Consider the following 19,451-nt stretch of genomic DNA (forward strand, 5'->3'; position numbering starts at 1 on the left):
TTTTTCTTAAAATAAAATATGTTGGCTTTATTTTACTATATTAAACCAATTAATCAAAAAAAATGGTGATTTAAATCACAAAAAAGGAACAATTAATTTGCGAAGTAAAATAAATAATATAGAGTGAAATAATAATACTTAATTATCATCGCTTAAAGATGTAAAATTTCATTACTTTTTATTATAACCCCCTAATAACTATATGAGGTTAAACTTATGGGAATTTTAGCTTATTTACAACGTATCGGGCGTTCACTTATGGTGCCTGTGGCAGTTCTGCCTGCCGCTGCAATACTACTAGGGATTGGTCAGTGGATTAGTCATATAGAGTGGGTTAATCATGTAAACTTGTTTGGACTTATGGAATGGGATGCTAGTATTATTGCTAAGTTTTTAGTGACATCTGGTAGTGCTATTTTAAGTAATATGCCAATACTTTTTGCTATTGGTGTGGCTTATGGTATGTCTAAAGATAAAGATGGTGCTGCAGCACTTTCTGGTTTAGTGGGATTTTTAATTATAACTACCTTATTATCACCAAAATCGATTGCTTTCTTTCAGGGAATAGATACAGAGACCGTTAAAGATTGGCAAAAACTAGTACCACCAGCATTTAATAGTATCAATAACCAATTTATTGGTATTCTTGTTGGTATTATTGCAGCCGAACTTTATAATCGCTTTAGTCAGGTTGAATTACATAAAGCGCTATCTTTCTTTAGTGGAAAAAGATTGGTACCAATTGTTGTTTCAGTTGTGATGCTGTTAGTTTCAGCTGTTTTATATTTTGTTTGGCCAACGATTTATGACGCACTAGTTGCTTTTGGTAAATATATTAAAGAATTAGGATCTGTGGGGGCTGGCATTTATGGATTCTTTAACCGCTTACTTATTCCTGTTGGTTTACATCATGCTTTAAACTCAGTATTTTGGTTTGATGTGGCTGGAATTAACGATATCCCTTATTTCTTAGGTGGACAAACTTCTATTGATGCAGGTAATGCTGTTATAGGTATTACAGGCCGTTACCAAGCTGGATTCTTCCCTGTTATGATGTTTGGTCTGCCTGGTGCAGCATTAGCTATGTACCATACGGCTAAAAAAGGCAATAAAGATAAAACTGCATCAATCATGTTTGCAGCCTCTATTGCTGCATTTTTTACTGGTATTACTGAACCACTAGAATTTGCTTTTATGTTTGTTGCGCCTGTACTTTATTTTTTACATGCGGTTTTAGCAGGTATCTCACTTTATATTGCAGCAGCAATGCAATGGATATGTGGATTTGGTTTTAGCGCAGGTTTAATTGACATGGTACTTCAATCTGGTAATCCACTTGCTGTCCATTGGTATATGTTAATCCTTCAAGGTTTAGTATTCTTTGTGGTCTACTATGTAGTATTCCGTTTTGTAATTGTAAAATTCAACCTTAAAACACCGGGTCGAGAAGATGAAGATACGACTGTTTCGTCAACTGAAAGTACCCAGAAAAAACAAGTCATTGGGGATACATCTAAACTTGCTGAACAATATCTAGTGGTTGTTGGTGGGAAAGGAAACTTAACTAACATTGACTCTTGTATTACCCGCTTGCGTTTAGGTGTAAATGATTCAGAATTGGTTGATGAGCAAGCTGCTAAAGCACTTGGCGCTATGGCTGTAATTAAACTCGGTAAAACAGGTGTACAAATTATTGTTGGTACTCAGGCTGAAAAAATTGCCGATGAGATGAAAAAACTTGTTTAGTCAATCAGTAAAATAAGAACCAAGTTAAATAAAACTAACACAATAATCCACTTTATTTAAATAAGCAAAAATAGAGTGGATTGTTTATTTGATTTAACTTTATAGATCTTTTGCTCTATTTATAAACGCTACAATATATATTTTGATAAAAAACAACAAAATAAAAACCTCAATTAAATCAATGGCTTTCCTGACTTATTTTTGCTTAGATATAAGCTTGTTGTTGTGGTTTAAGATTTTTCTTTTGGCATAAAACTAGAATCGCAAAATTACATCTTTAGTCGTTAATAGTTGATTTAATAACTGGGTATTAATGATTTTACTCGGGATATTTCTGGCTATCTGGGTTAAGTTTCTTGATTTAAGTGAAGATTCACAGACATACACATCATCAATATCATAAAGTTCAAGCATATTTAATGTTGCAATATAATCCCGCATTAAAATGCTATCAGGTTGTTGATTTGGTAATAAATGAAAGACACCATCATCGACAAAAAAAACTGAAACTTGATTAATAGCTGATGTGGCCAATGCAATATCAAGTGCTTCTCGACCTTTGGCTTTTCCATGAGGTGGAGAGTAGATAAGAATTGCTAATTTTTTCATTTCAGCCTTAATGTTAAAATTGAATGGTTCGATCGGTTGTTGCAATTGATTCACTAAGTTCACCAAGACCGGTTAATTGAAAATAATCTGCAAGATTGTTTTTGATAACACCGCGTCGTTGCGCAGCAGCAACACAAATAGTTAATGTTAAGTTGTGTGTTTTTGCTAGTTCTTGCCAAGCTGAAACTAAATTAAACTCATCACTGGCAGGATCGGTGTAGCTATTGCCATTATAAACGCCATCAGCATAAAAAAAGATATTTTTAATCGTGTGAGAAGAGCTGGACAGTAAAGCTTGTGCAAATTGATATGCACAATAAGCAGATTGGGTCCCATAAGCAGGACCCATAATAATAAGCGTATAACTTAAAGAATCAATCAAGTGAGTAAGCGGTTTGTTATTCTGCTTGTTCTTCCATTGGCTCTTCATTTGTATCATTTTTATCACTATCAATTCCTAGTAATTCAACTTCAAATACTAATGTTGATGCAGGTTGAATTCCAGCTTTGCCTTCTTGACCTGGAATATTTTGATCGCCATAACCAAGATCTGGTGGTACAACAAGTTTGATTTTTCCACCAACACCAATTAATTGAATTCCTTCAATCCAACCTTTTATTACTCCATTAAGAGGGAATTTAACTGGTTCGCTACGATCATAAGAACTATCAAATTTACGACCATCAGTTAATGTACCTGTATAATGAACGATAACGGTATCACTTTCTGTTGGATGTTGTTCTGAGCCATTTTCCAGAATTTTATAAAGTAAACCAGATTTAGTTTTTTTAACGCCGTCCTGTTTTGCAAATTCTTCACGGAACTTGTTACCAGTAGCTGTGTTTTCGATTTTTTGTTTTTCAAAACGCTCTCGGCTTTCTTTTTGAATTCGTTTATCAAATGCATCTAAAATAGTTTTAACTTCATTTTCGTTTAGTTGTGATGCACCGTTGAATGTTTCATTAAAACCACTGATTAAATATTTTTGATCTGCTTCAACTTCGTTACGTTCTAAATTTGTTTTCATGAATGTTGCAAACGAAGAGCCTAATGCATAGGCTTCTTTTTGTGCATCAGTTGAAATTGTAATTTTATTTGTTTCAGTAGTTGAACTGCTTGTGTCGGCTTTTTTTTGCGTATCAGTTGAAATTGTAGTTTTATTTGTTTCAATAGTTGAACTACTTGTGTCGGATGATTTTTTATCATCACAACCAGCTAATGTTAATATAATTGCACTACTTATTAAGGTCATTTTAATTAATGATTTCATTCTACTTCTCCAAGTTAGAAATTCTTTTAGATAGTCAATTTGATTATTATATCTTATTTAGCAAAAGATAACATAGGGTTTGTAACTCATTTATTTTAGAAATTATATCACTGTATTGGTAATAAAATAAAATAAGCAATATTTTGCAATTGAAATCATCCTTGAGTGAAAGTGGTATCCTCAGTTATAATGCATAAAATTTATAGTAAATAATGTATAAGGATAGCTATTTTGACTACCGAACTTAATACCCTTGATGTTGAAGAAATCATCAGTTTGTTACCTCATCGTTATCCATTTTTAATGGTTGATCGCGTACTTAGTTATGAAAAAGGTAAAACATTAAAAGCCATCAAAAATGTCACGGTTAATGAGCCTTTCTTCCAAGGGCACTTTCCTAATAAACCCATTTTCCCTGGGGTATTAATTCTAGAAGCTATGGCGCAAGCAACAGGGATTTTGGCATTTAAGAGCATTGAAGAACTCTCACCTGGGCAGCTTTATTATTTTGCATCAATCGATAAAGCACGCTTTAAGCGTCCAGTTGTACCTGGCGATCAAATTGTGTTAGATGTTGAATATATCAAAGAACGTCGAGGCATTGCGCTATTCCATGGTGTTGCAACCGTTGATGGTAAGTTAGTTTGCGAAGCAGAAATGATGTGTGCTCGCAAATAACATCAATTTTTTAGAGTATCTCCAAAGCAGTATTAAGGAACGGCTATGGCAACAGAAATACACCCTAGTTCAGTAATTGAAAAAGGGGCAAAGATTGGTGAAAACGTTAAAATTGGACCTTTTTGTTTTATTGGTGAACATGTTGAAATTGGTGATGGAACTTTTTTAAAATCGCATGTCGTCGTCAATGGGCATACCAAAATTGGTAAAGATAACCAAATTTATCAATTTGTTTCAATTGGCGAAGTAAACCAAGATTTAAAATATCGTGGAGAACCAACTCGCACTGAAATTGGCGATCGCAATATGATTCGCGAAAGTGTGACAATTCATCGTGGTACAGTTCAAGGAGGCGAGCTAACACGTATTGGTAGCGATAACCTATTGATGATTAATGCTCACGTTGCTCATGATTGTCATATTGGGAATCGTTGTATTTTAGCCAATAATGCGACGTTAGGCGGACATGTTCAATTAGATGATTATGTCATTATTGGTGGCATGACTGCTGTTCATCAATTTTGTGTGATTGGATCGCATGTTATGGTTGGTGGCTGTTCGGGCATTGCGCAGGATGTTCCGCCTTATGTTATAGCGCAAGGTAATCATGCCACTCCACATGGCGTCAATTACGAAGGTTTAAAACGTCGAGGGTTTAGTAAAGATGCTCTACAGGCGATTCGTAATACTTATAAAATCCTTTATCGAAATGGTTTGACGTTAGATGAAGCTAAAATTGAAATCGAAACCATTGCAAAGCAACATCCTGAAGTGCAACTGTTTGTTGACTTTTTTACGCGTTCTACGCGAGGCATTATCCGTTAATGACCAATAAACCATTAACTGTAGCTTTAGTCGCTGGTGAACCCTCTGGCGACATTCTTGGCGCAGGTCTAATTCGTTCACTCAAACATCATCATCCTAACATTCATTTTGTTGGTATTGCTGGTCCTAAAATGCAAGCCGAAGGCTGTGAAGCTTGGTATGAAATGGATGAGTTATCAGTGATGGGTATTGTTGAAGTCTTGGGGCGATTACGCCGCATTTTGGCAATTCGCAAAGATATTACTAGGCGTTTAATCGTACTTAAGCCAGATATATTTATTGGCATTGATGCACCTGACTTTAATCTTTCTTTAGAAGGCAAGTTAAAACAAGCAGGCATTAAAACAATCCATTATGTGAGTCCATCGGTTTGGGCTTGGAAACAAAAACGTGTATTCAAGATCAAACGTAATACCAACCTCATTTTAGCTTTTTTACCGTTTGAAAAAGCCTTTTATGATAAGTTTGATGTACCTTGTCGTTTTATTGGTCATAAAATGGCAGACGATATTCCACTTAATCCAGATCAAACAGCAATGCGTCAACAATTAGGTATTCCACTACATTGTCGTTGCTTAGCTTTATTGCCAGGTAGCCGTCATGCTGAAGTGACATTATTATCGGCTCCCTTTTTAAAAGCAGCACAGTTATTACGCCAACGCTACCCTGATTTACATATTTTAGTACCTTTAGTTAACGAAAAAAGGCGACAAGAGTTTGAGAAGATTAAAACAGAAATTGCTCCCCAACTTGAAATGCAGTTATTAGAAGGTCATGCTCGGGAAGCAATGATTGCAAGTAATGCGTCAATTTTGGCTTCGGGTACTGTGGCATTAGAATGCATGCTAGCTAAATGCCCAATGGTTGTTGGCTACAAAATGAAGCCTTTTACCTTTTGGCTTGCAAAAAAATTGATTAAAACACCTTATGTCTCATTACCGAATATTTTAGCGGGTAAAGAGATTGTGCCAGAATTATTACAACAAGATTGCACTGCTGAAAATATTGTTAATCACATTATCCCTTTTTTAGAAGGTGATAATTCAGAGCTAAAGCAGACATTTTTATCTTTGCATAATCAAATTCGTTGTAATGCTGATGAACAAGCCGCTAAAGCTGTACTTGATGTATTAAAGGAGCCACATTGCTAGAGTTTACCTATCCAGATGCTACCTTAATTGCAGGGGTTGATGAAGTTGGACGAGGTCCACTTTGTGGTGATGTAGTTACCGCAGCGGTTATTTTAGATCCTAACAAATCAATAAAAGGGTTAACTGACTCCAAAAAACTGACTGAAAAAAAACGTGAACAACTGTTTGATATTATTAAACAAGATGCATTAGCTTGGTGTATTGCAAGAGCCTCGGTTGATGAAATTGATAAATTAAATATATTACATGCCACCATGCTTGCTATGCAGCGGGCAGTATCTGGATTACCCATAAAACCCAATTTTGTATTAGTTGATGGCAACCGTTGTCCTGATTTTGGTATTCAAACTCAAGCGGTTATTAAAGGGGATTTGTTGGTTGCAGAAATCAGCGCTGCTTCAATCCTAGCTAAAGTTACTCGTGATCGTGAAATGATTGAGTTAGATAAATTATATCCAAAATATGGCCTTGCTAAACATAAAGGCTACCCAACTAAAGCACATTTAGCGGCAATTGAGCAACATGGTGTTAATCATTTGTACCGAAAAAGTTTTGCACCAGTCAAAAATCTAACGTTATTTTAATATTACCATTGCTTATCAACTGTTGTTAGTAGTGGTGAATTAAACATAGAAACGGGTGAAATAACCGTTTCTTGATAGGGGATCCTATTTCCATAACGTTCTTTTATTTTTTGTTTAACTGCAGGCGATGAAAGATTGAACTCTTTGATAGTTTGCAATTGACCTATTTTTAATTTTAGGGCTCTATTATAGATTTTCCAAACTAATTCTGAGCAATAAATATAACGATCATCCCATCCGAACCAAATATCATATGGTTTATTTTCAAACGTTTGTGCAATTTTTTTTAAATTTCTAACATCATTATTCGACAGATTATGATCTTTTAAACGCTTAACTACATATTTTTTATTTTTACCACGAGCAATCCAACTATTTAGTGGTGTATAAACGACTTTGTTAGCTGCTTCAAAAACATATGGTTTGCCATTTTTAATTAAAATGATACCCATATGGCTATATGGCGAATTTGTTGCTTGTTCAACAGCCAGACTTTGTCTTGATTGTGAAGATTGAAAAATAATATCTCCATCTTTGGGTGTATAGCTAGCAATACTTATAAAACTAGCACTCAATAAGGTAAGCATAAAAATAAAACGCATTAGGTTTACCAAGAAAATTTACAATATATTGGAGTATAAAATAAGATAGCTACTTATAAAAGTGCATTTATAAGTAGCTATTGAAGAAAAAAAAGAGGGAGAGAGTAAATTAGTCTTGATGAGTAAATATAGAAGCAAATTTATTTTTATACATTTCTTTACTCGCTTTAGCAAATCGGATTGTTTTGACAATACCTAACAAACTTGCTTGATGCATACGATACAACAGGCGATGGATCATTAAAGCAAAGAATCCTTTAACGTTCATTTCTCCTTTACCGGCAATTTTAACCACTCCTTGTGCGGTGTCGTGTAAAGAAATAATAGTACCATTATCTGTATATTTAAATGATTTCATTGGTTTATTATTTAATTTGTTAATAATGTTTTCATAACATATTTTTGCCATCTGATGTGCTGCTTGTGCCGTAGCGGGAGAAGCTTTACCGCTATCTTGCATTGCGTAAGCACAATCACCAATTACAAAAATATTATCATCACGTGTGGTTTGTAATGTTGGTTTAACAACAAGTTGATTAGAACGGCTTGATTCTAAACCTGCAATTTCCTTTAAAAAATCGGGTGCTTTTACCCCTGCGGTCCAGATCATAATATCTGCATTTATAGTATCGCCTTCTTTTGGATAAAAACCATCGATTTCCGCTTTAGTTATCATGGTTTTAGTTAATACATGAATTCCACGTTGTTGTAAGGTTTTAGTAATACTTAATGCTGTTTTTTCTGGTAATGCGGGTAAAATACGATCAGTTGCTTCAATAACCGATACATCCAGTAAGTCCGAACACATTTTATTACGCCCACAAGCACCAAATGTTTCAACCATGTGGGGTAATTCTGAAGCTAATTCAATACCAGTTGCTCCACCACCAACAATAGCAATACGGATTTTGTCTTCATCTTTTGTTTGATTTTCATCAATAATTGAACAAAAACTTGCAAATTTTGCAATGAGAGTCTCACGTAAACGAATTGCAGCATTTTGGTCATCTAAAAAAATACAATGTTCTTTTACTCCTGGTGTTCCAAAATCGTTTGAAGTACTACCAATTGCTACAACTAAAATATCATATGGAACCGAAATAAATTCATCATTTGAGTTGTTAATAATAACTTGTTTTTCTTCACGATTAAGAGTGGTAAAAGTACCTTGAATAAATTGAAAAGCGTGTTGTTGACCTTGTGCAGTATAATCAATTCTATCTGCTTGTTCGTTTAAAACACCTGTGGCAACTTCATGTAATAAAGGTTTCCAAATATGATAGCTATTTTTATCTATTAGTGTAATTTCAGCTTGGTTTCCTTTTCCTAGTTTATCACCAAGGTCAGTTGCTAATTCTAATCCTCCTGCACCGCCACCAATAATAATTATTCTTATCATATTTAATCCTTTTTAATACTTTATATTTTAACTTTGTTAATATCTTACTAAATAAGTAGGTTTTTATCTATTTCTTTTAACTAATATCATTTATATATAAAATCTATTAAAATGATGGTTTACAATTGTTAAAAACCATCTATAGCTATTTATAGTATAAAAACGAAAATTATTTACTATGATAGTTTAAATAGTATTAATTATATTGATTTAAAATGATTTTTTGTTTTATTTAACAATTATAAAGCACTTTTCGTATAATATTAGAATAAAAATAGTCATATATTTGCAGAATATAGCGTATGATGATTTTCATTCTTTATGCCTTACGTCTTTACCATCACTCTATACACAAAATTTTATGAATAAAAAAATTTTTATTATGATTACGTTGATCGTTATTTTGATATCAATGACGATTTTAATTCGCTCACACAATAGCCCGCTTATATTACAAGGTGAAGTAGATGCGCCGAATATTAATGTTGTGTCTAAAGCCAAGGGGCGAGTGCAAGTCATTCATATTAATCGTGGGGATGATGTTAAGCCTAACGATGTTTTAATTACGCTTGATAGCCCAGAGTTATTGGCGCAGGTTAAAGCTGCCGAAGCGGTTTGTGAACAAGCAAAAGCTCAAGTTGAGCTTTCTAAACATGGTACACGTGAAGAAAGCATTCGTTACTATGAAGCGTTACTTCAACAAGCCAAAGTAGCTTATGATAATGCATCTAAAGAGTATGATCGCAATAAAGCTATTTCAGTAAAGGGGTTTTTGTCACAATCAATATTAGATAATGCACTAAAAACTCGTGATGCAGCCTTTCAACAAGTGCAGTCAGCGCAGGCAAATTTAGATCAAGCTAAAAATGGTGATCGTGCTGAACAACGACAAATTTATGATGCGCAATTAAAACAAGCAGAAGAACAACTTAAACAATTACAAATTCAATATGACGATTTACAAGTAAAAGCTCCTGTAGGTGGCGAAGTTGGCTCAGTACCTGCCGAAGTCGGTGAACTGTTTAACGCCAATAGTCCATTATTGACTATTATTCAACTTCCTCAAGCTTACTTTATATTTAATCTTCGTGAAAATATTATGCCCAATATTCATAAAGGCGATCATGTTAAGCTTGATGTTCCTGCACTTGGTGGTAAAGAAATTGAGGCCGAGATTCGTTACATTGCTCCAATGGGGGATTATGCTACAAAGCGTGCAACACGAGCAACAGGGGATTTTGATTTAAAAACCTTTGAAGTTCGGCTTTATCCAATTAAACCTGTTGAGGGTTTACGTGCAGGTATGAGTGCATTATGGAAATTAGACAACTAATTTGGGATTTTTGGTGTCGTTTTAAACAAGCATTTAATGCAGAAATACTTGTTATATTTAAGCGGTTTACGTTTCACTGGTTAATGTGGATTTTACCTCTTATTATTTTTGTATTAATCAGTAGTATCTTCTATCGTGGTGTTTTATTCGATCTTCCTGTTGGTTATATTGATAATGATAAAAGTGTTTTATCACGTGAAATAGTACGTGATCTTAATGCCGGTGCGCATGCTAATCTTATCAACTACGGCAATCAGCTTTCTTTGGCCAAAGGTGATTTACAAAAAGCAAAAATTTATGCCATTTTATATATCCCCCCTAATTTTGAATCAGATGTATTAGCCGGTCATCAACCAACCCCAATGCTGTATTATAATGCGTTATATTACAGTGCTGGGTTGTATTCCATTATGGATTATTCGGGTTTAATTGCATCATTAAATACCCAATATCGCACCACATTGGCAACCAGTATTGGGCTACCAGTCCCCCCACTTGCAAAAGTCAATTTTAATTATGATGGGTTATTTAATGCTAGCGGTAACTCAATGTACTTTCAACAGTTTTCAGCAGTAGTTCATTTGTTACAATTATTTGTGGTAACAACCACAATACATATTTTATCGCAACTACCCAAAAGAACACGGCCTACTTACCCATTTGTCCTTGGTAAGTTAGCCCCCTATACCATTTGGTATACAATGTTACTTATTTTTGAAATTGCGATGTTAGTTCTGTTTTCTGATGCACGTGTATCAGGCTCGCCATTTGCCATGATTATTGTTGTATTTTTCTATGTCATTGCAGCGCAAAGTATTGGTATTTTGCTTTATAGTTTTACCAAAACAGCTATTGATGCTTATACCTATATAGGAATATTAGTCGGGCTTGCATTAACTTATTCTGGCATTGTTGTTCCAGAACTTTCAATGCCTTGGATTGCAAGATTTATTTCATCACTTGAGCCTTTAACTTATGCGCTTAATAAGTTGTTTGATCTGTTTTTACGCCATTCTAGTTATCTTTCTGTGTTAAAAACCTGTGGTATTTTGATGATCTACCCAATAATTATTACAGTCTTAGTAAGAAAACGCCTAGTAAGACGGTTACATTCACAGTAGGAGGAATACTAGGATGATTAAAATATTTTGTTCTGCATTCGTAAAAATATTTTTATTTATGTTAGTAAGACCAATGTGGTTATTATTACTATTATCTGTTTCATTAATGAGCTTAGTTTATAGTAATGGTACTATCACTAGTTTACCGGTTGCTATTGTTGATCAAGATCATACATCAACAAGTCGGAGTTTAATTCGTTCTTTAAATACCAGCTCTAAAATTGAAACAGTTATGTATGATAGTTCATTACAGGCTTATGATGATATTAATGATCATAAACTTTTTGCAGTATTTACTATCCCTAATGATTTTGAAAAACGTTTATTAAGTGGTCAGGAAGTCACTATACCTGCCTATGGTGATGCCTCAAGTCGTTTAGCTAATGGGCTAATACAAGTTGATATAAAAGGGATCTATCAGCAGATATTAACTGAATATAATACTCGAATAATGCGTAATAATGGATTTTCAGATAAACAGATTAATATCATTTTATCGCCAATCAAAGGGCAAACAGAACCACTTTATAACCCCGGTATCAGTTTTGCTGCTATTACGTTTCCAGGCTTATTAGTTATGTTATTGCAACACTCTTTCTTAATTGCGACAACACGTACCAATATTACATTAAGTTCTCTACCTCAAGGTAAGCCACCTAAAATAGTTATATTGGGTAGCTTAAGTGGATTAATTCCTATCTGGTTATTTTTATCTATTGTACTATTTGGCTTATGGCCTTGGATTCTTGGCTATCGACAGCTTGCTAATATTCCAGAAATTTTAATTATGACATTTCCCTTATTGCTTGGTGTTTTAGGACTCAGTAAATTACTAACAGAATGCTTACGAAAAACCGAAATGATTTATTTAACGCTAGCATTTTTGACAACTCCGGTCTTTTATTTATCAGGCACAATTTGGCCACTTGATGCGATGCCATTTTGGGTGCAAGTTGTTTCTAAAATGTTACCATCAACTTGGGCAACGAATATGATTGCAGGTGTAAATCAAATGGGATTAGGTCTAAAAGATAATTTATTTAATGTGTTTATGATTTTATTACTCGGAATTATATATGGTTCACTGGGTATTTTTATTGCTGCATTACGAGATGGTCGAATAAGACGATTATTTAAAAACTACAAAATGCAAACAAAAAAATAAAATACTAACAAGCTCATTATTAGCTGTTAAAATGTAACACATCTTGATGTCTATTATGTAAACACTTATTTTGCTAGTTATAAATGATATATTAAATGCACATGAAATTTTATCCATGGATTATCAGTTTTCGTCCTAAAACTTTAGCACTTTCTTTTTCTTCTATTTTATTGGGTAATGCATTGGCCTATTGGCAACAATCTTTCGATGTACTTATATTGTTACTTTCACTCATTACTGCCAGCTTATTACAGATATTATCTAATTTAGCCAATGATTATGGTGATGCAGTTAAAGGGAGTGATAGGAAAAATGTGCTTGCTCATACTCGAGGGATTCAATTAGGGCTTATTACTCTTGAGCAGTTAAAAATAGCCCTGTATATTAACATTTTCTTATGTATTGTATCAGGCTTGAGTTTGATCATCATTGCCTGCCATAATACTTATCAATTTTTGATTTTTATATTACTAGGGTTACTATCTATTATTGCCGCAATTACTTATACGATAGGAAAAAAACCTTATGGTTATATTGGATTAGGTGATTTATCTGTATTGATATTTTTTGGTCTAGTGGGTGTAATAGGTAGTTATTTTTTACAAGTAAAATTATTACCTGTATCAATTATATTACCTGCGGTTAGTAGTGGATTGCTTGCTGTTGCTGTTTTAAATATTAACAATCTTCGTGATATTGATAGCGATAGCACAAATAATAAAAGAACATTGGTTGTATTAATGGGGAAAACTTTAGGAAAATATTACCATCTATTGTTATTGCTAAGTTCATTTATTTTATTTAGCCTATTTGCTTATTACTATTTACACACAATTTATAGTGGATTATTTCTTTTAATCTTACCGTTATATATCAAACATATTAATGATTTGTTTAAATTTAATAGTATAAAAACGGCCGTGCCTTTATTAATACAAATGGTTAAGCTTGCTTTATTCACTAATTTACTTTATTGTTTGGGTATTATTTTGAGCTAGCTCACGTTTATTTAAATTTAATATCGTTTTACTTAATGTTAGCGTTATACTAAATATCATTAAACATGACAGCAAAAGGAGATTTGATGATGGAGTTTGATACTTCAATTCTTTGCGATTATTATCCAGAAGATGTTAACGTAGTTGAACCAATGTTCAGTAATTTTGGTGGCGTAACATCGTTTTCAGGTCAAGCTGTAACGGTTAAATGTTTTGAAGATAACGGCTTACTATACGAAATTTTACAATCCAATGGTGCAGGTAAAATCCTTGTCATTGATGGGGGGGGCTCTGTTCGTCGTGCGTTAATTGATGCAGAGCTGATAGATATTGCTGTTCAAAATCAATGGGAAGGAATTATTGTTTATGGTGCTGTTCGCCAAGTTGATTATCTGGCTGAAGCTGATATTGGCATTCAAGCTCTAGCTGCTATTCCAGTAGGAGCCGAAGACCAAGGTGTTGGAGAAATTGATATTCGTGTTAATTTTGGTGGTGTAACCTTTTTTTCAGGTGATTTTGTTTATGCCGATAACACCGGTATTATATTATCTGAAATTGCTCTTGAAATTGAAGATAAATAAAAAATAACCTCAACACTCAAACCGTCGATATTTATCGGCGGGTTTTATACTTAAACATCTACTTATCTGAAAATTTTTAACAAAAATCTTTTTAATTTTAAATTACTAGATTACGAATGTAACCACCAGTTACCGTTTTAATTAATCCTGCTAGTTCCATATCTAACAATTTAGTGGTAACTTCTGAAATCGACATATTCACTTGCTGAGCAATAATATCAACAGGAATCGGCTGATGGTGAATAATAGAAAAAATTTCAGGGTACAAAATAGAATTACATGGTTTTTCTTTAGGCTGATTATGAGAATTATTTACTACTGATAAATAACTACAATAATGCTCTAAAATATCAGTAGGTTTAGAAACTAAATAAGCGCCTTGTTTAATCAAATAATGTGTTCCACTACAGTTTTCATTATTAATATCACCTGGTAAGGCAAATACATCGCGATTTTGTTCAAGTGCATAACGTGCAGTAATTAATGAACCACTTTTTTCTGAAGCTTCAACCACAAAGGTACCCAAACTTAACCCGCTAATAATTCGGTTTCGGCGAGGAAAATAAACCGATCTGGCTTTTTCAAACGGTAAAAATTCCGATACAATCGCCCCATCTTGCGACAAAATATCATTAGCTAAATTTAGATTTGACCTTGGCGCTATCTTTGCTAAACCACTACCCAATACCGCAACAGTATAACCCGACACATCAAGTGCTCCACGATGGCAAATAGCATCTAAGCCCAATGCTAAACCACTGGTTATTGTTAAACCATTAATAGCTAACTCACTAGCGAAGTATCTTCCCCATTGTGCTCCGTATTCACTAAATTCTCGACTTCCGACCATAGCTAGTTGAGGCGAATGTAATAGCTGACGATTACCTAAAACAAACAATAATAAAGGTGGAGAGCAAATTTGTTTAAGTAATAATGGATAGTCATTATCACAATAGGCAATAAGATATTTTGGAGGGCTAGGTGAATCTAGCCATTCAAGTATTGGTTCAAAATGGAGATATGAAGTCTCATAAAATAGCGCTAATTGAGCATCAGACAATTTCAACTTATCTAATACATAAGAAACGTTTTGAATACTATTAGGTAAGTTGTTTGTAAAGATCTGCCCAATTTTTACAAAAATGGCTCGTTTCCCATAACTAAGCATTGAAATTCGTAATAAAAACTCATATTTACTCATCATGACTTTTTGCACTCATGTTAAATAATTTAGATATTTTGAATTGATAAGATAAATACTATCAATAGCTAACAAAAGCTATTCATCAGTATGATAAATGTTTACAATAAACAGCAGATTGAATAAAACCAAAATTTGAGGAGTAGATCGAATAATTTATGGCTATTTTACCGGTATTACGTTTTCCTGATGAACGACTTCGCAAAGTTGCTAAGCCTGTTACCGAGTTCACCCCTGAGTTACAAACGATCATTGATAACATGATTGAAACTATGTACGATGAAAACGGAATTGGTCTTGCTGCAACCCAAATTGATGTGCATGAACAAATTATTGTTATTGATGTATCAGAAGATAAAAGCCAAGTTTATGTGATCATCAATCCTGAAGTGATAAGCCAAGAAGGTGAAACAGGTATTGAGGAAGGATGCTTATCGGTACCAGATTGTCGTGGTTTTGTGCCAAGAGCAGAAAAAATCAAAATTAAAGCACTAGATCGTCATGGCAATCCTTATGAAATTGATGCCGATGAGATACTTGCTATTTGTATCCAGCACGAAATGGATCACTTGAAAGGTAAACTTTTTGTTGATTACCTTTCTCCACTTAAACGTCAACGAATCGAGCAAAAAATGAAGAAACTTGCTCGTGAAGAGCAACGAAATAAATAAAATAATACGCCACTAATTTGTGGCGTTAGTTTTTTTATCTAATAAGTTATTTAGCAACAATTACCATTGCAGGGCGAATTAATCGGCCATTTAATGTATAACCTTTTTGAATGGTATTAACGATTTGCCCTGATTGATGTTCTGGCGATTCCACCATACTAATTGCTTGGTGCATATCAGGATTTAATTGCGAATCTTCGGTATTTACCACTTCAATACCAAATTTTTTAACAGTATCTAAAAATGATTTTAATGTTAACTCTAATCCTTCAACAGTAGCTTTATGCTCTGGGTTGGTTTTATCTGTAGATTCTAAAGCTCTCTCTAGATTATCAATAACGGGTAATAATTCATTAGCAAATTTTTCTAGCGCAAACTTACGAGCTTTATCAACATCTTGTTCAACACGTTTACGAACATTATCAATTTCTGCTCGAGCACGAATCATTGCTTCACTTTCATTTTTTTTAGCCAATTGTAATGCTTGCTCAAGCTCTGCAATGCGAACATCTTTTGCTTTTAGTTGCTCTTCAATATTGGGTTGTGCAGGGGCTTCTTGCTCGATTGTTTCTTCTGCTGATGTGTCAATATTAGTTTCGTTAGTTTCATTTTCTGACATATTTTTATCTTGTTCTGTCATAAGGTACTCCATAATGTAGTCGAAAACTGAGTGAATAACAGTTATTATGGGGATAAATTTTATTATTACAAGCTCCTCGGCATGTTGATATATGTTTTTTTGAATTAAAACTAAAAAATACATATAGTTATATGAAAAACACAAGGATATTTTATGGATACACCATTTAAATGCATCGGCCTTATTGGGCTTCCACGTAAGTTAGAGGCAATGGAAACCCATCAAGTGCTTTATGATTGGCTGGTTGGACTTGGCATTCGAGTGTTAGTTGAAGAACGGTTAAAAGAGCATATCTCATTTTCTGTTAAGCAGTATGCATCACTAGAAACAATAGGAACACAAGCGGATCTGGCTATTGTGGTGGGTGGTGATGGTAATATGTTGCGTTCCGCACGCTATTTATCACACTATAAAATTAAGGTAATTGGTGTTAATCGAGGTAATTTAGGTTTTTTAACTGATATCTCTCATGAACAAGTGATTGAACAATTAAGTCCTGTTATTGCTGGCCAATATGATAATGATCCCCGATTTTTACTTGAAGTTTCTATTTATGATAATGGTAAATTAATTAATTCAGGGTTTGCAGTTAACGAAATTGTCGTAACGCCAAATACTGTTGCTCATATGATTGATTACGATGTCTACATTAATGAACACAATGCATTTTCACAACGGGCTGATGGCTTAATTATTGCGACACCGACAGGCTCTACCGCTTATTCACTATCAGCTGGTGGACCTATTTTAGCACCCCATTTAGATGCTTTAATTATTACACCAATGTTTCCTCACTCGCTAGCGGTCAGACCATTAGTGATTAAAAGTGATAATCCTATACGCCTAAAATTTCCAACAACAGCACTGGATCTCAATATTGCTTGTGATAGTCAGATTATTTTACCAGTCAAACCAACTCAAGATGTAATTATTCGTCGATCTTTGTATGAATTTAATTTGATTCATACCAAAGATTATGATTATTTTAATAATCTTTCTACTAAGTTAGGGTGGTCGCAAAAGATGTTTTAGCCTTTTTTGTAGAAAACTTTCAAGAAAATATGTTTTTCCGTATAAAATCACAACTTAAATTATCAGTGTTATAACATAAACGGTGAATGATGAAAATATTGCGGCAATTACATCATCCACCATAATGCCAAATCCACCTGGTACTCGTTTGTCAAACCAACGAATTGGCCAAGGCTTTGTCATATCAAAAACTCTAAAAGCCAAAAATGCTATAGCAATCCATAGCAGTGAGGTTTGTGGTATAAAAAATAAAGTTATCCACATTCCCACAAATTCATCCCAAACAATATGCCCTGAGTCATGAGTGTGTGTATCATCGGATGTTCTTTGACAAACAAAACAACCAAAAATAAATGTCACAAAAATAAATACCCAATATAAAGCTGGTTGCAAATCACAAAACATTAACCATAAAGGGATAGCCATTAGTGATCCCATTGTTCCCGGCATAATTGGCGACATACCACTTCCTAGTCCAACAGCTAAAAAATGAATAGGATTACTTAGTCTTAGGAATTTTTTAAAATCTTTATTTCGTTCTTGTTTTGTCATGATTCAATATTCTTTTAAATAAAATTTGCCGACGTTAAGCCGGCAAAGAGGAAATACTTAATTTAGCTAAGTATCTATGTATTGATTACGACAATATTATTCATCTTTAGTTAATGTTGCAACCATTACCGCTTTAATGGTGTGCAGGCGATTTTCTGCTTCATCAAAAACAATACTGTGCTTAGATTCAAACACCTCATTAGTCACTTCAAGTCCATTGGTTAAACCATATTGAGCAGCCATTTGTTTACCAACAGTAGTATTCATATCATGAAAGGCAGGTAAACAGTGCATAAATTTGACATTTGGATTATTGGTGAGTTTGATTACATTTTCATTTACTTGATAAGGCGTTAATAATTTAACCCGCTCATCCCAAACCTCTTTAGGTTCACCCATTGATACCCACACATCAGTATATAAAAAGTCGATATTTTTAACCCCTTCAGTAACATTTTCGGTTAAGATGATTTTGGCTCCTGTCGTTTTCGCAATTTCTTGACATTTTTGTAACAGTTCAGCTTCGGGTTGGCAAGCTTTTGGCGCAACAAGACGAATTTCCATTCCCATTAACGCAGCGCCTTCCATTAACGAATTTCCCATGTTATTACGTGCATCGCCTAAATAAGCAAACTTAACAGTTTTTAATTCACGTTGGCCGACATGTTCTTTCATGGTCATAAAGTCAGCTAAAATTTGGGTTGGATGTGCTTCGGTAGTTAAACCATTCCAAACAGGGACTCCAGAATATTTTGCTAAGGTTTCAACGATCTCTTGGCCATAACCACGATATTCAATACCGTCATACATTCGGCCAAGTACTCGAGCGGTATCAGCAATTGACTCTTTATGCCCAATTTGACTACCACTTGGTCCTAAATAGGTAACTTGAGCCCCTTGGTCAAAAGCGCCCACTTCAAAAGCACAACGAGTACGGGTAGAGTCTTTCTCAAAGATAAGCGCAATATTTTTACCTATCAGATGTTTTTTTTCATTGCCTTGTTGTTTAGCTTGTTTTAATTCAATAGCAAGATCAATTAATTGATTAATTTCGGTAGGGGTAAAATCAAGTAACCGTAAAAAATGGCGCTGATAAAAACCGTGCATGATAAGCTCCTAAATGACGACAAATATTTACATGATTCTATTTGAATAATTATGCAAATTCAAGCTAAACATGATAATAGAGATAATATTTTGTTTATTTCAGTCATAACGTCTCAAAAATTAGACATTATTATCTATTTATTTTTTATGATATTGCTTTTTTTGTTTAAAAAATTGTAATAAAA

The 19,451-nt window shown here is 34.0% G+C and carries 21 protein-coding genes; 12 read left to right on the top strand and 9 right to left on the bottom strand.

Annotated elements, in window-relative coordinates; translation table 11 throughout:
• Window positions 1-216 precede the first annotated feature (216 nt).
• Complete coding sequence (gene nagE / locus GQ596_RS05490) at window positions 217-1,746, top strand: N-acetylglucosamine-specific PTS transporter subunit IIBC (RefSeq protein ID WP_160400675.1); 1,530 nt, start codon at window positions 217-219, stop codon at window positions 1,744-1,746.
• Between the two features lie 255 nt (window positions 1,747-2,001).
• On the opposite strand, the gene tusC is transcribed toward nagE, so the two are convergent.
• The 3 genes from tusC to fkpA are packed head-to-tail and all read right to left on the bottom strand — an operon-like array spanning window position 2,002 to window position 3,626.
• A complete protein-coding gene (tusC, locus tag GQ596_RS05495; protein WP_370516486.1) occupies window positions 2,002-2,409 on the bottom strand; it encodes a sulfurtransferase complex subunit TusC in 408 nt (135 codons plus the stop codon).
• Window positions 2,369-2,785, bottom strand: a complete 417-nt coding sequence (tusD, locus tag GQ596_RS05500; RefSeq protein WP_160400746.1) for a sulfurtransferase complex subunit TusD — start codon at window positions 2,783-2,785, stop codon at window positions 2,369-2,371. The genes tusC and tusD overlap by 41 nt, the downstream gene beginning before the upstream one ends.
• Window positions 2,754-3,626: an FKBP-type peptidyl-prolyl cis-trans isomerase gene (fkpA, locus tag GQ596_RS05505; protein WP_160400677.1), complete on the bottom strand. Its 873-nt coding sequence runs from the start codon at window positions 3,624-3,626 to the stop codon at window positions 2,754-2,756. Before fkpA ends, tusD begins: the two co-directional genes overlap by 32 nt.
• A 231-nt stretch (window positions 3,627-3,857) precedes the next feature.
• Between fkpA and fabZ the strand changes: the two genes are divergently transcribed.
• From fabZ to rnhB, 4 genes are read left to right on the top strand one after another with little or no spacing between them, the layout of a single operon-like run.
• Window positions 3,858-4,304: a 3-hydroxyacyl-ACP dehydratase FabZ gene (gene fabZ, locus GQ596_RS05510; RefSeq protein ID WP_160400678.1), complete on the top strand. Its 447-nt coding sequence runs from the start codon at window positions 3,858-3,860 to the stop codon at window positions 4,302-4,304.
• A gap of 45 nt (window positions 4,305-4,349) precedes the next feature.
• On the top strand, window positions 4,350-5,129 hold the full coding sequence (gene lpxA, locus GQ596_RS05515; protein WP_160400679.1) for an acyl-ACP--UDP-N-acetylglucosamine O-acyltransferase: 780 nt from the start codon (window positions 4,350-4,352) through the stop codon (window positions 5,127-5,129).
• Window positions 5,129-6,280 (top strand): lipid-A-disaccharide synthase, encoded by a 1,152-nt coding sequence (lpxB, locus tag GQ596_RS05520; protein ID WP_160400680.1) that lies wholly within the window; start codon window positions 5,129-5,131, stop codon window positions 6,278-6,280. Before lpxA ends, lpxB begins: the two co-directional genes overlap by 1 nt.
• Window positions 6,274-6,864, top strand: a complete 591-nt coding sequence (gene rnhB, locus GQ596_RS05525) for a ribonuclease HII (RefSeq protein ID WP_160400681.1) — start codon at window positions 6,274-6,276, stop codon at window positions 6,862-6,864. The genes lpxB and rnhB overlap by 7 nt, the downstream gene beginning before the upstream one ends.
• Window positions 6,865-6,866: 2 nt before the next feature.
• Here the strand turns inward: rnhB and GQ596_RS05530 are convergent, their stop codons facing one another.
• Together GQ596_RS05530 and GQ596_RS05535 are read right to left on the bottom strand one after the other, a co-directional pair.
• Window positions 6,867-7,466 carry a YiiX family permuted papain-like enzyme gene (locus GQ596_RS05530; protein WP_160400682.1) on the bottom strand — a complete coding sequence of 200 codons (600 nt, stop codon included), beginning with the start codon at window positions 7,464-7,466 and terminating at the stop codon, window positions 6,867-6,869.
• A gap of 109 nt (window positions 7,467-7,575) precedes the next feature.
• Window positions 7,576-8,865, bottom strand: coding sequence for an NAD(P)/FAD-dependent oxidoreductase (locus GQ596_RS05535; protein ID WP_160400683.1), 1,290 nt, complete (start codon window positions 8,863-8,865; stop codon window positions 7,576-7,578).
• Between the two features lie 361 nt (window positions 8,866-9,226).
• Between GQ596_RS05535 and GQ596_RS05540 the strand changes: the two genes are divergently transcribed.
• The 5 genes from GQ596_RS05540 to rraA all read left to right on the top strand — a co-directional run bounded on the left by GQ596_RS05540 (window position 9,227) and on the right by rraA (window position 14,063).
• Window positions 9,227-10,198 carry an HlyD family secretion protein gene (locus GQ596_RS05540; RefSeq protein WP_160400684.1) on the top strand — a complete coding sequence of 324 codons (972 nt, stop codon included), beginning with the start codon at window positions 9,227-9,229 and terminating at the stop codon, window positions 10,196-10,198.
• On the top strand, window positions 10,180-11,319 hold the full coding sequence (locus GQ596_RS05545; RefSeq protein ID WP_160400685.1) for an ABC transporter permease: 1,140 nt from the start codon (window positions 10,180-10,182) through the stop codon (window positions 11,317-11,319). The genes GQ596_RS05540 and GQ596_RS05545 overlap by 19 nt, the downstream gene beginning before the upstream one ends.
• Window positions 11,320-11,335: 16 nt before the next feature.
• Window positions 11,336-12,484 carry an ABC transporter permease gene (locus GQ596_RS05550; RefSeq protein ID WP_370516487.1) on the top strand — a complete coding sequence of 383 codons (1,149 nt, stop codon included), beginning with the start codon at window positions 11,336-11,338 and terminating at the stop codon, window positions 12,482-12,484.
• A gap of 95 nt (window positions 12,485-12,579) precedes the next feature.
• Window positions 12,580-13,482, top strand: coding sequence for a 1,4-dihydroxy-2-naphthoate polyprenyltransferase (locus tag GQ596_RS05555; RefSeq protein WP_160400687.1), 903 nt, complete (start codon window positions 12,580-12,582; stop codon window positions 13,480-13,482).
• Between the two features lie 89 nt (window positions 13,483-13,571).
• Window positions 13,572-14,063 (top strand): ribonuclease E activity regulator RraA, encoded by a 492-nt coding sequence (rraA, locus tag GQ596_RS05560; RefSeq protein WP_160400747.1) that lies wholly within the window; start codon window positions 13,572-13,574, stop codon window positions 14,061-14,063.
• A 97-nt stretch (window positions 14,064-14,160) separates the two neighbouring features.
• On the opposite strand, the gene dprA is transcribed toward rraA, so the two are convergent.
• Entirely contained in the window at window positions 14,161-15,267 is a 1,107-nt protein-coding gene (gene dprA / locus GQ596_RS05565; protein WP_160400688.1) for a DNA-processing protein DprA, read from the bottom strand.
• 155 nt (window positions 15,268-15,422) lie between these two features.
• Between dprA and def the strand changes: the two genes are divergently transcribed.
• Window positions 15,423-15,935: a peptide deformylase gene (gene def / locus GQ596_RS05570; protein ID WP_160400689.1), complete on the top strand. Its 513-nt coding sequence runs from the start codon at window positions 15,423-15,425 to the stop codon at window positions 15,933-15,935.
• Window positions 15,936-15,981: 46 nt separating this feature from the next.
• Here the strand turns inward: def and grpE are convergent, their stop codons facing one another.
• On the bottom strand, window positions 15,982-16,575 hold the full coding sequence (gene grpE / locus GQ596_RS05575; RefSeq protein ID WP_160400690.1) for a nucleotide exchange factor GrpE: 594 nt from the start codon (window positions 16,573-16,575) through the stop codon (window positions 15,982-15,984).
• 153 nt (window positions 16,576-16,728) lie between these two features.
• On the opposite strand from grpE, the gene nadK reads away from it, so the two are divergent.
• Window positions 16,729-17,607, top strand: a complete 879-nt coding sequence (nadK, locus tag GQ596_RS05580; RefSeq protein WP_160400691.1) for an NAD(+) kinase — start codon at window positions 16,729-16,731, stop codon at window positions 17,605-17,607.
• A 54-nt stretch (window positions 17,608-17,661) separates the two neighbouring features.
• Here the strand turns inward: nadK and GQ596_RS05585 are convergent, their stop codons facing one another.
• Together GQ596_RS05585 and argF are read right to left on the bottom strand one after the other, a co-directional pair.
• Window positions 17,662-18,159: a phosphatidylglycerophosphatase A gene (locus tag GQ596_RS05585; protein ID WP_160400692.1), complete on the bottom strand. Its 498-nt coding sequence runs from the start codon at window positions 18,157-18,159 to the stop codon at window positions 17,662-17,664.
• Window positions 18,160-18,255: 96 nt separating this feature from the next.
• Window positions 18,256-19,266 (bottom strand): ornithine carbamoyltransferase, encoded by a 1,011-nt coding sequence (gene argF, locus GQ596_RS05590; RefSeq protein WP_160400693.1) that lies wholly within the window; start codon window positions 19,264-19,266, stop codon window positions 18,256-18,258.
• Between the last annotated feature and the right edge of the window lie 185 nt (window positions 19,267-19,451).

Origin of the sequence: Gilliamella sp. Pra-s60 (genome assembly GCF_009795755.1) — a bacterium.
Lineage (GTDB): Bacteria > Pseudomonadota > Gammaproteobacteria > Enterobacterales > Orbaceae > Gilliamella.

Excerpts from the sequence above, each read along its gene's own strand:
- nagE (WP_160400675.1), top strand. The coding sequence starts at position 217 with ATGGGAATTTTAGCTTATTTACAACGTATCGGGCGTTCACTTATGGTG.
- tusD (WP_160400746.1), bottom strand. The coding sequence starts at position 2,785 with ATGAAGAGCCAATGGAAGAACAAGCAGAATAACAAACCGCTTACTCAC.
- fkpA (WP_160400677.1), bottom strand. The coding sequence starts at position 3,626 with ATGAAATCATTAATTAAAATGACCTTAATAAGTAGTGCAATTATATTA.
- lpxA (WP_160400679.1), top strand. The coding sequence starts at position 4,350 with ATGGCAACAGAAATACACCCTAGTTCAGTAATTGAAAAAGGGGCAAAG.
- lpxB (WP_160400680.1), top strand. The coding sequence starts at position 5,129 with ATGACCAATAAACCATTAACTGTAGCTTTAGTCGCTGGTGAACCCTCT.
- GQ596_RS05530 (WP_160400682.1), bottom strand. The coding sequence starts at position 7,466 with ATGCGTTTTATTTTTATGCTTACCTTATTGAGTGCTAGTTTTATAAGT.
- GQ596_RS05535 (WP_160400683.1), bottom strand. The coding sequence starts at position 8,865 with ATGATAAGAATAATTATTATTGGTGGCGGTGCAGGAGGATTAGAATTA.
- GQ596_RS05540 (WP_160400684.1), top strand. The coding sequence starts at position 9,227 with ATGAATAAAAAAATTTTTATTATGATTACGTTGATCGTTATTTTGATA.
- GQ596_RS05545 (WP_160400685.1), top strand. The coding sequence starts at position 10,180 with ATGGAAATTAGACAACTAATTTGGGATTTTTGGTGTCGTTTTAAACAA.
- GQ596_RS05555 (WP_160400687.1), top strand. The coding sequence starts at position 12,580 with ATGCACATGAAATTTTATCCATGGATTATCAGTTTTCGTCCTAAAACT.
- rraA (WP_160400747.1), top strand. The coding sequence starts at position 13,572 with ATGGAGTTTGATACTTCAATTCTTTGCGATTATTATCCAGAAGATGTT.
- dprA (WP_160400688.1), bottom strand. The coding sequence starts at position 15,267 with ATGATGAGTAAATATGAGTTTTTATTACGAATTTCAATGCTTAGTTAT.
- def (WP_160400689.1), top strand. The coding sequence starts at position 15,423 with ATGGCTATTTTACCGGTATTACGTTTTCCTGATGAACGACTTCGCAAA.
- grpE (WP_160400690.1), bottom strand. The coding sequence starts at position 16,575 with ATGACAGAACAAGATAAAAATATGTCAGAAAATGAAACTAACGAAACT.
- nadK (WP_160400691.1), top strand. The coding sequence starts at position 16,729 with ATGGATACACCATTTAAATGCATCGGCCTTATTGGGCTTCCACGTAAG.
- GQ596_RS05585 (WP_160400692.1), bottom strand. The coding sequence starts at position 18,159 with ATGACAAAACAAGAACGAAATAAAGATTTTAAAAAATTCCTAAGACTA.
- argF (WP_160400693.1), bottom strand. The coding sequence starts at position 19,266 with ATGCACGGTTTTTATCAGCGCCATTTTTTACGGTTACTTGATTTTACC.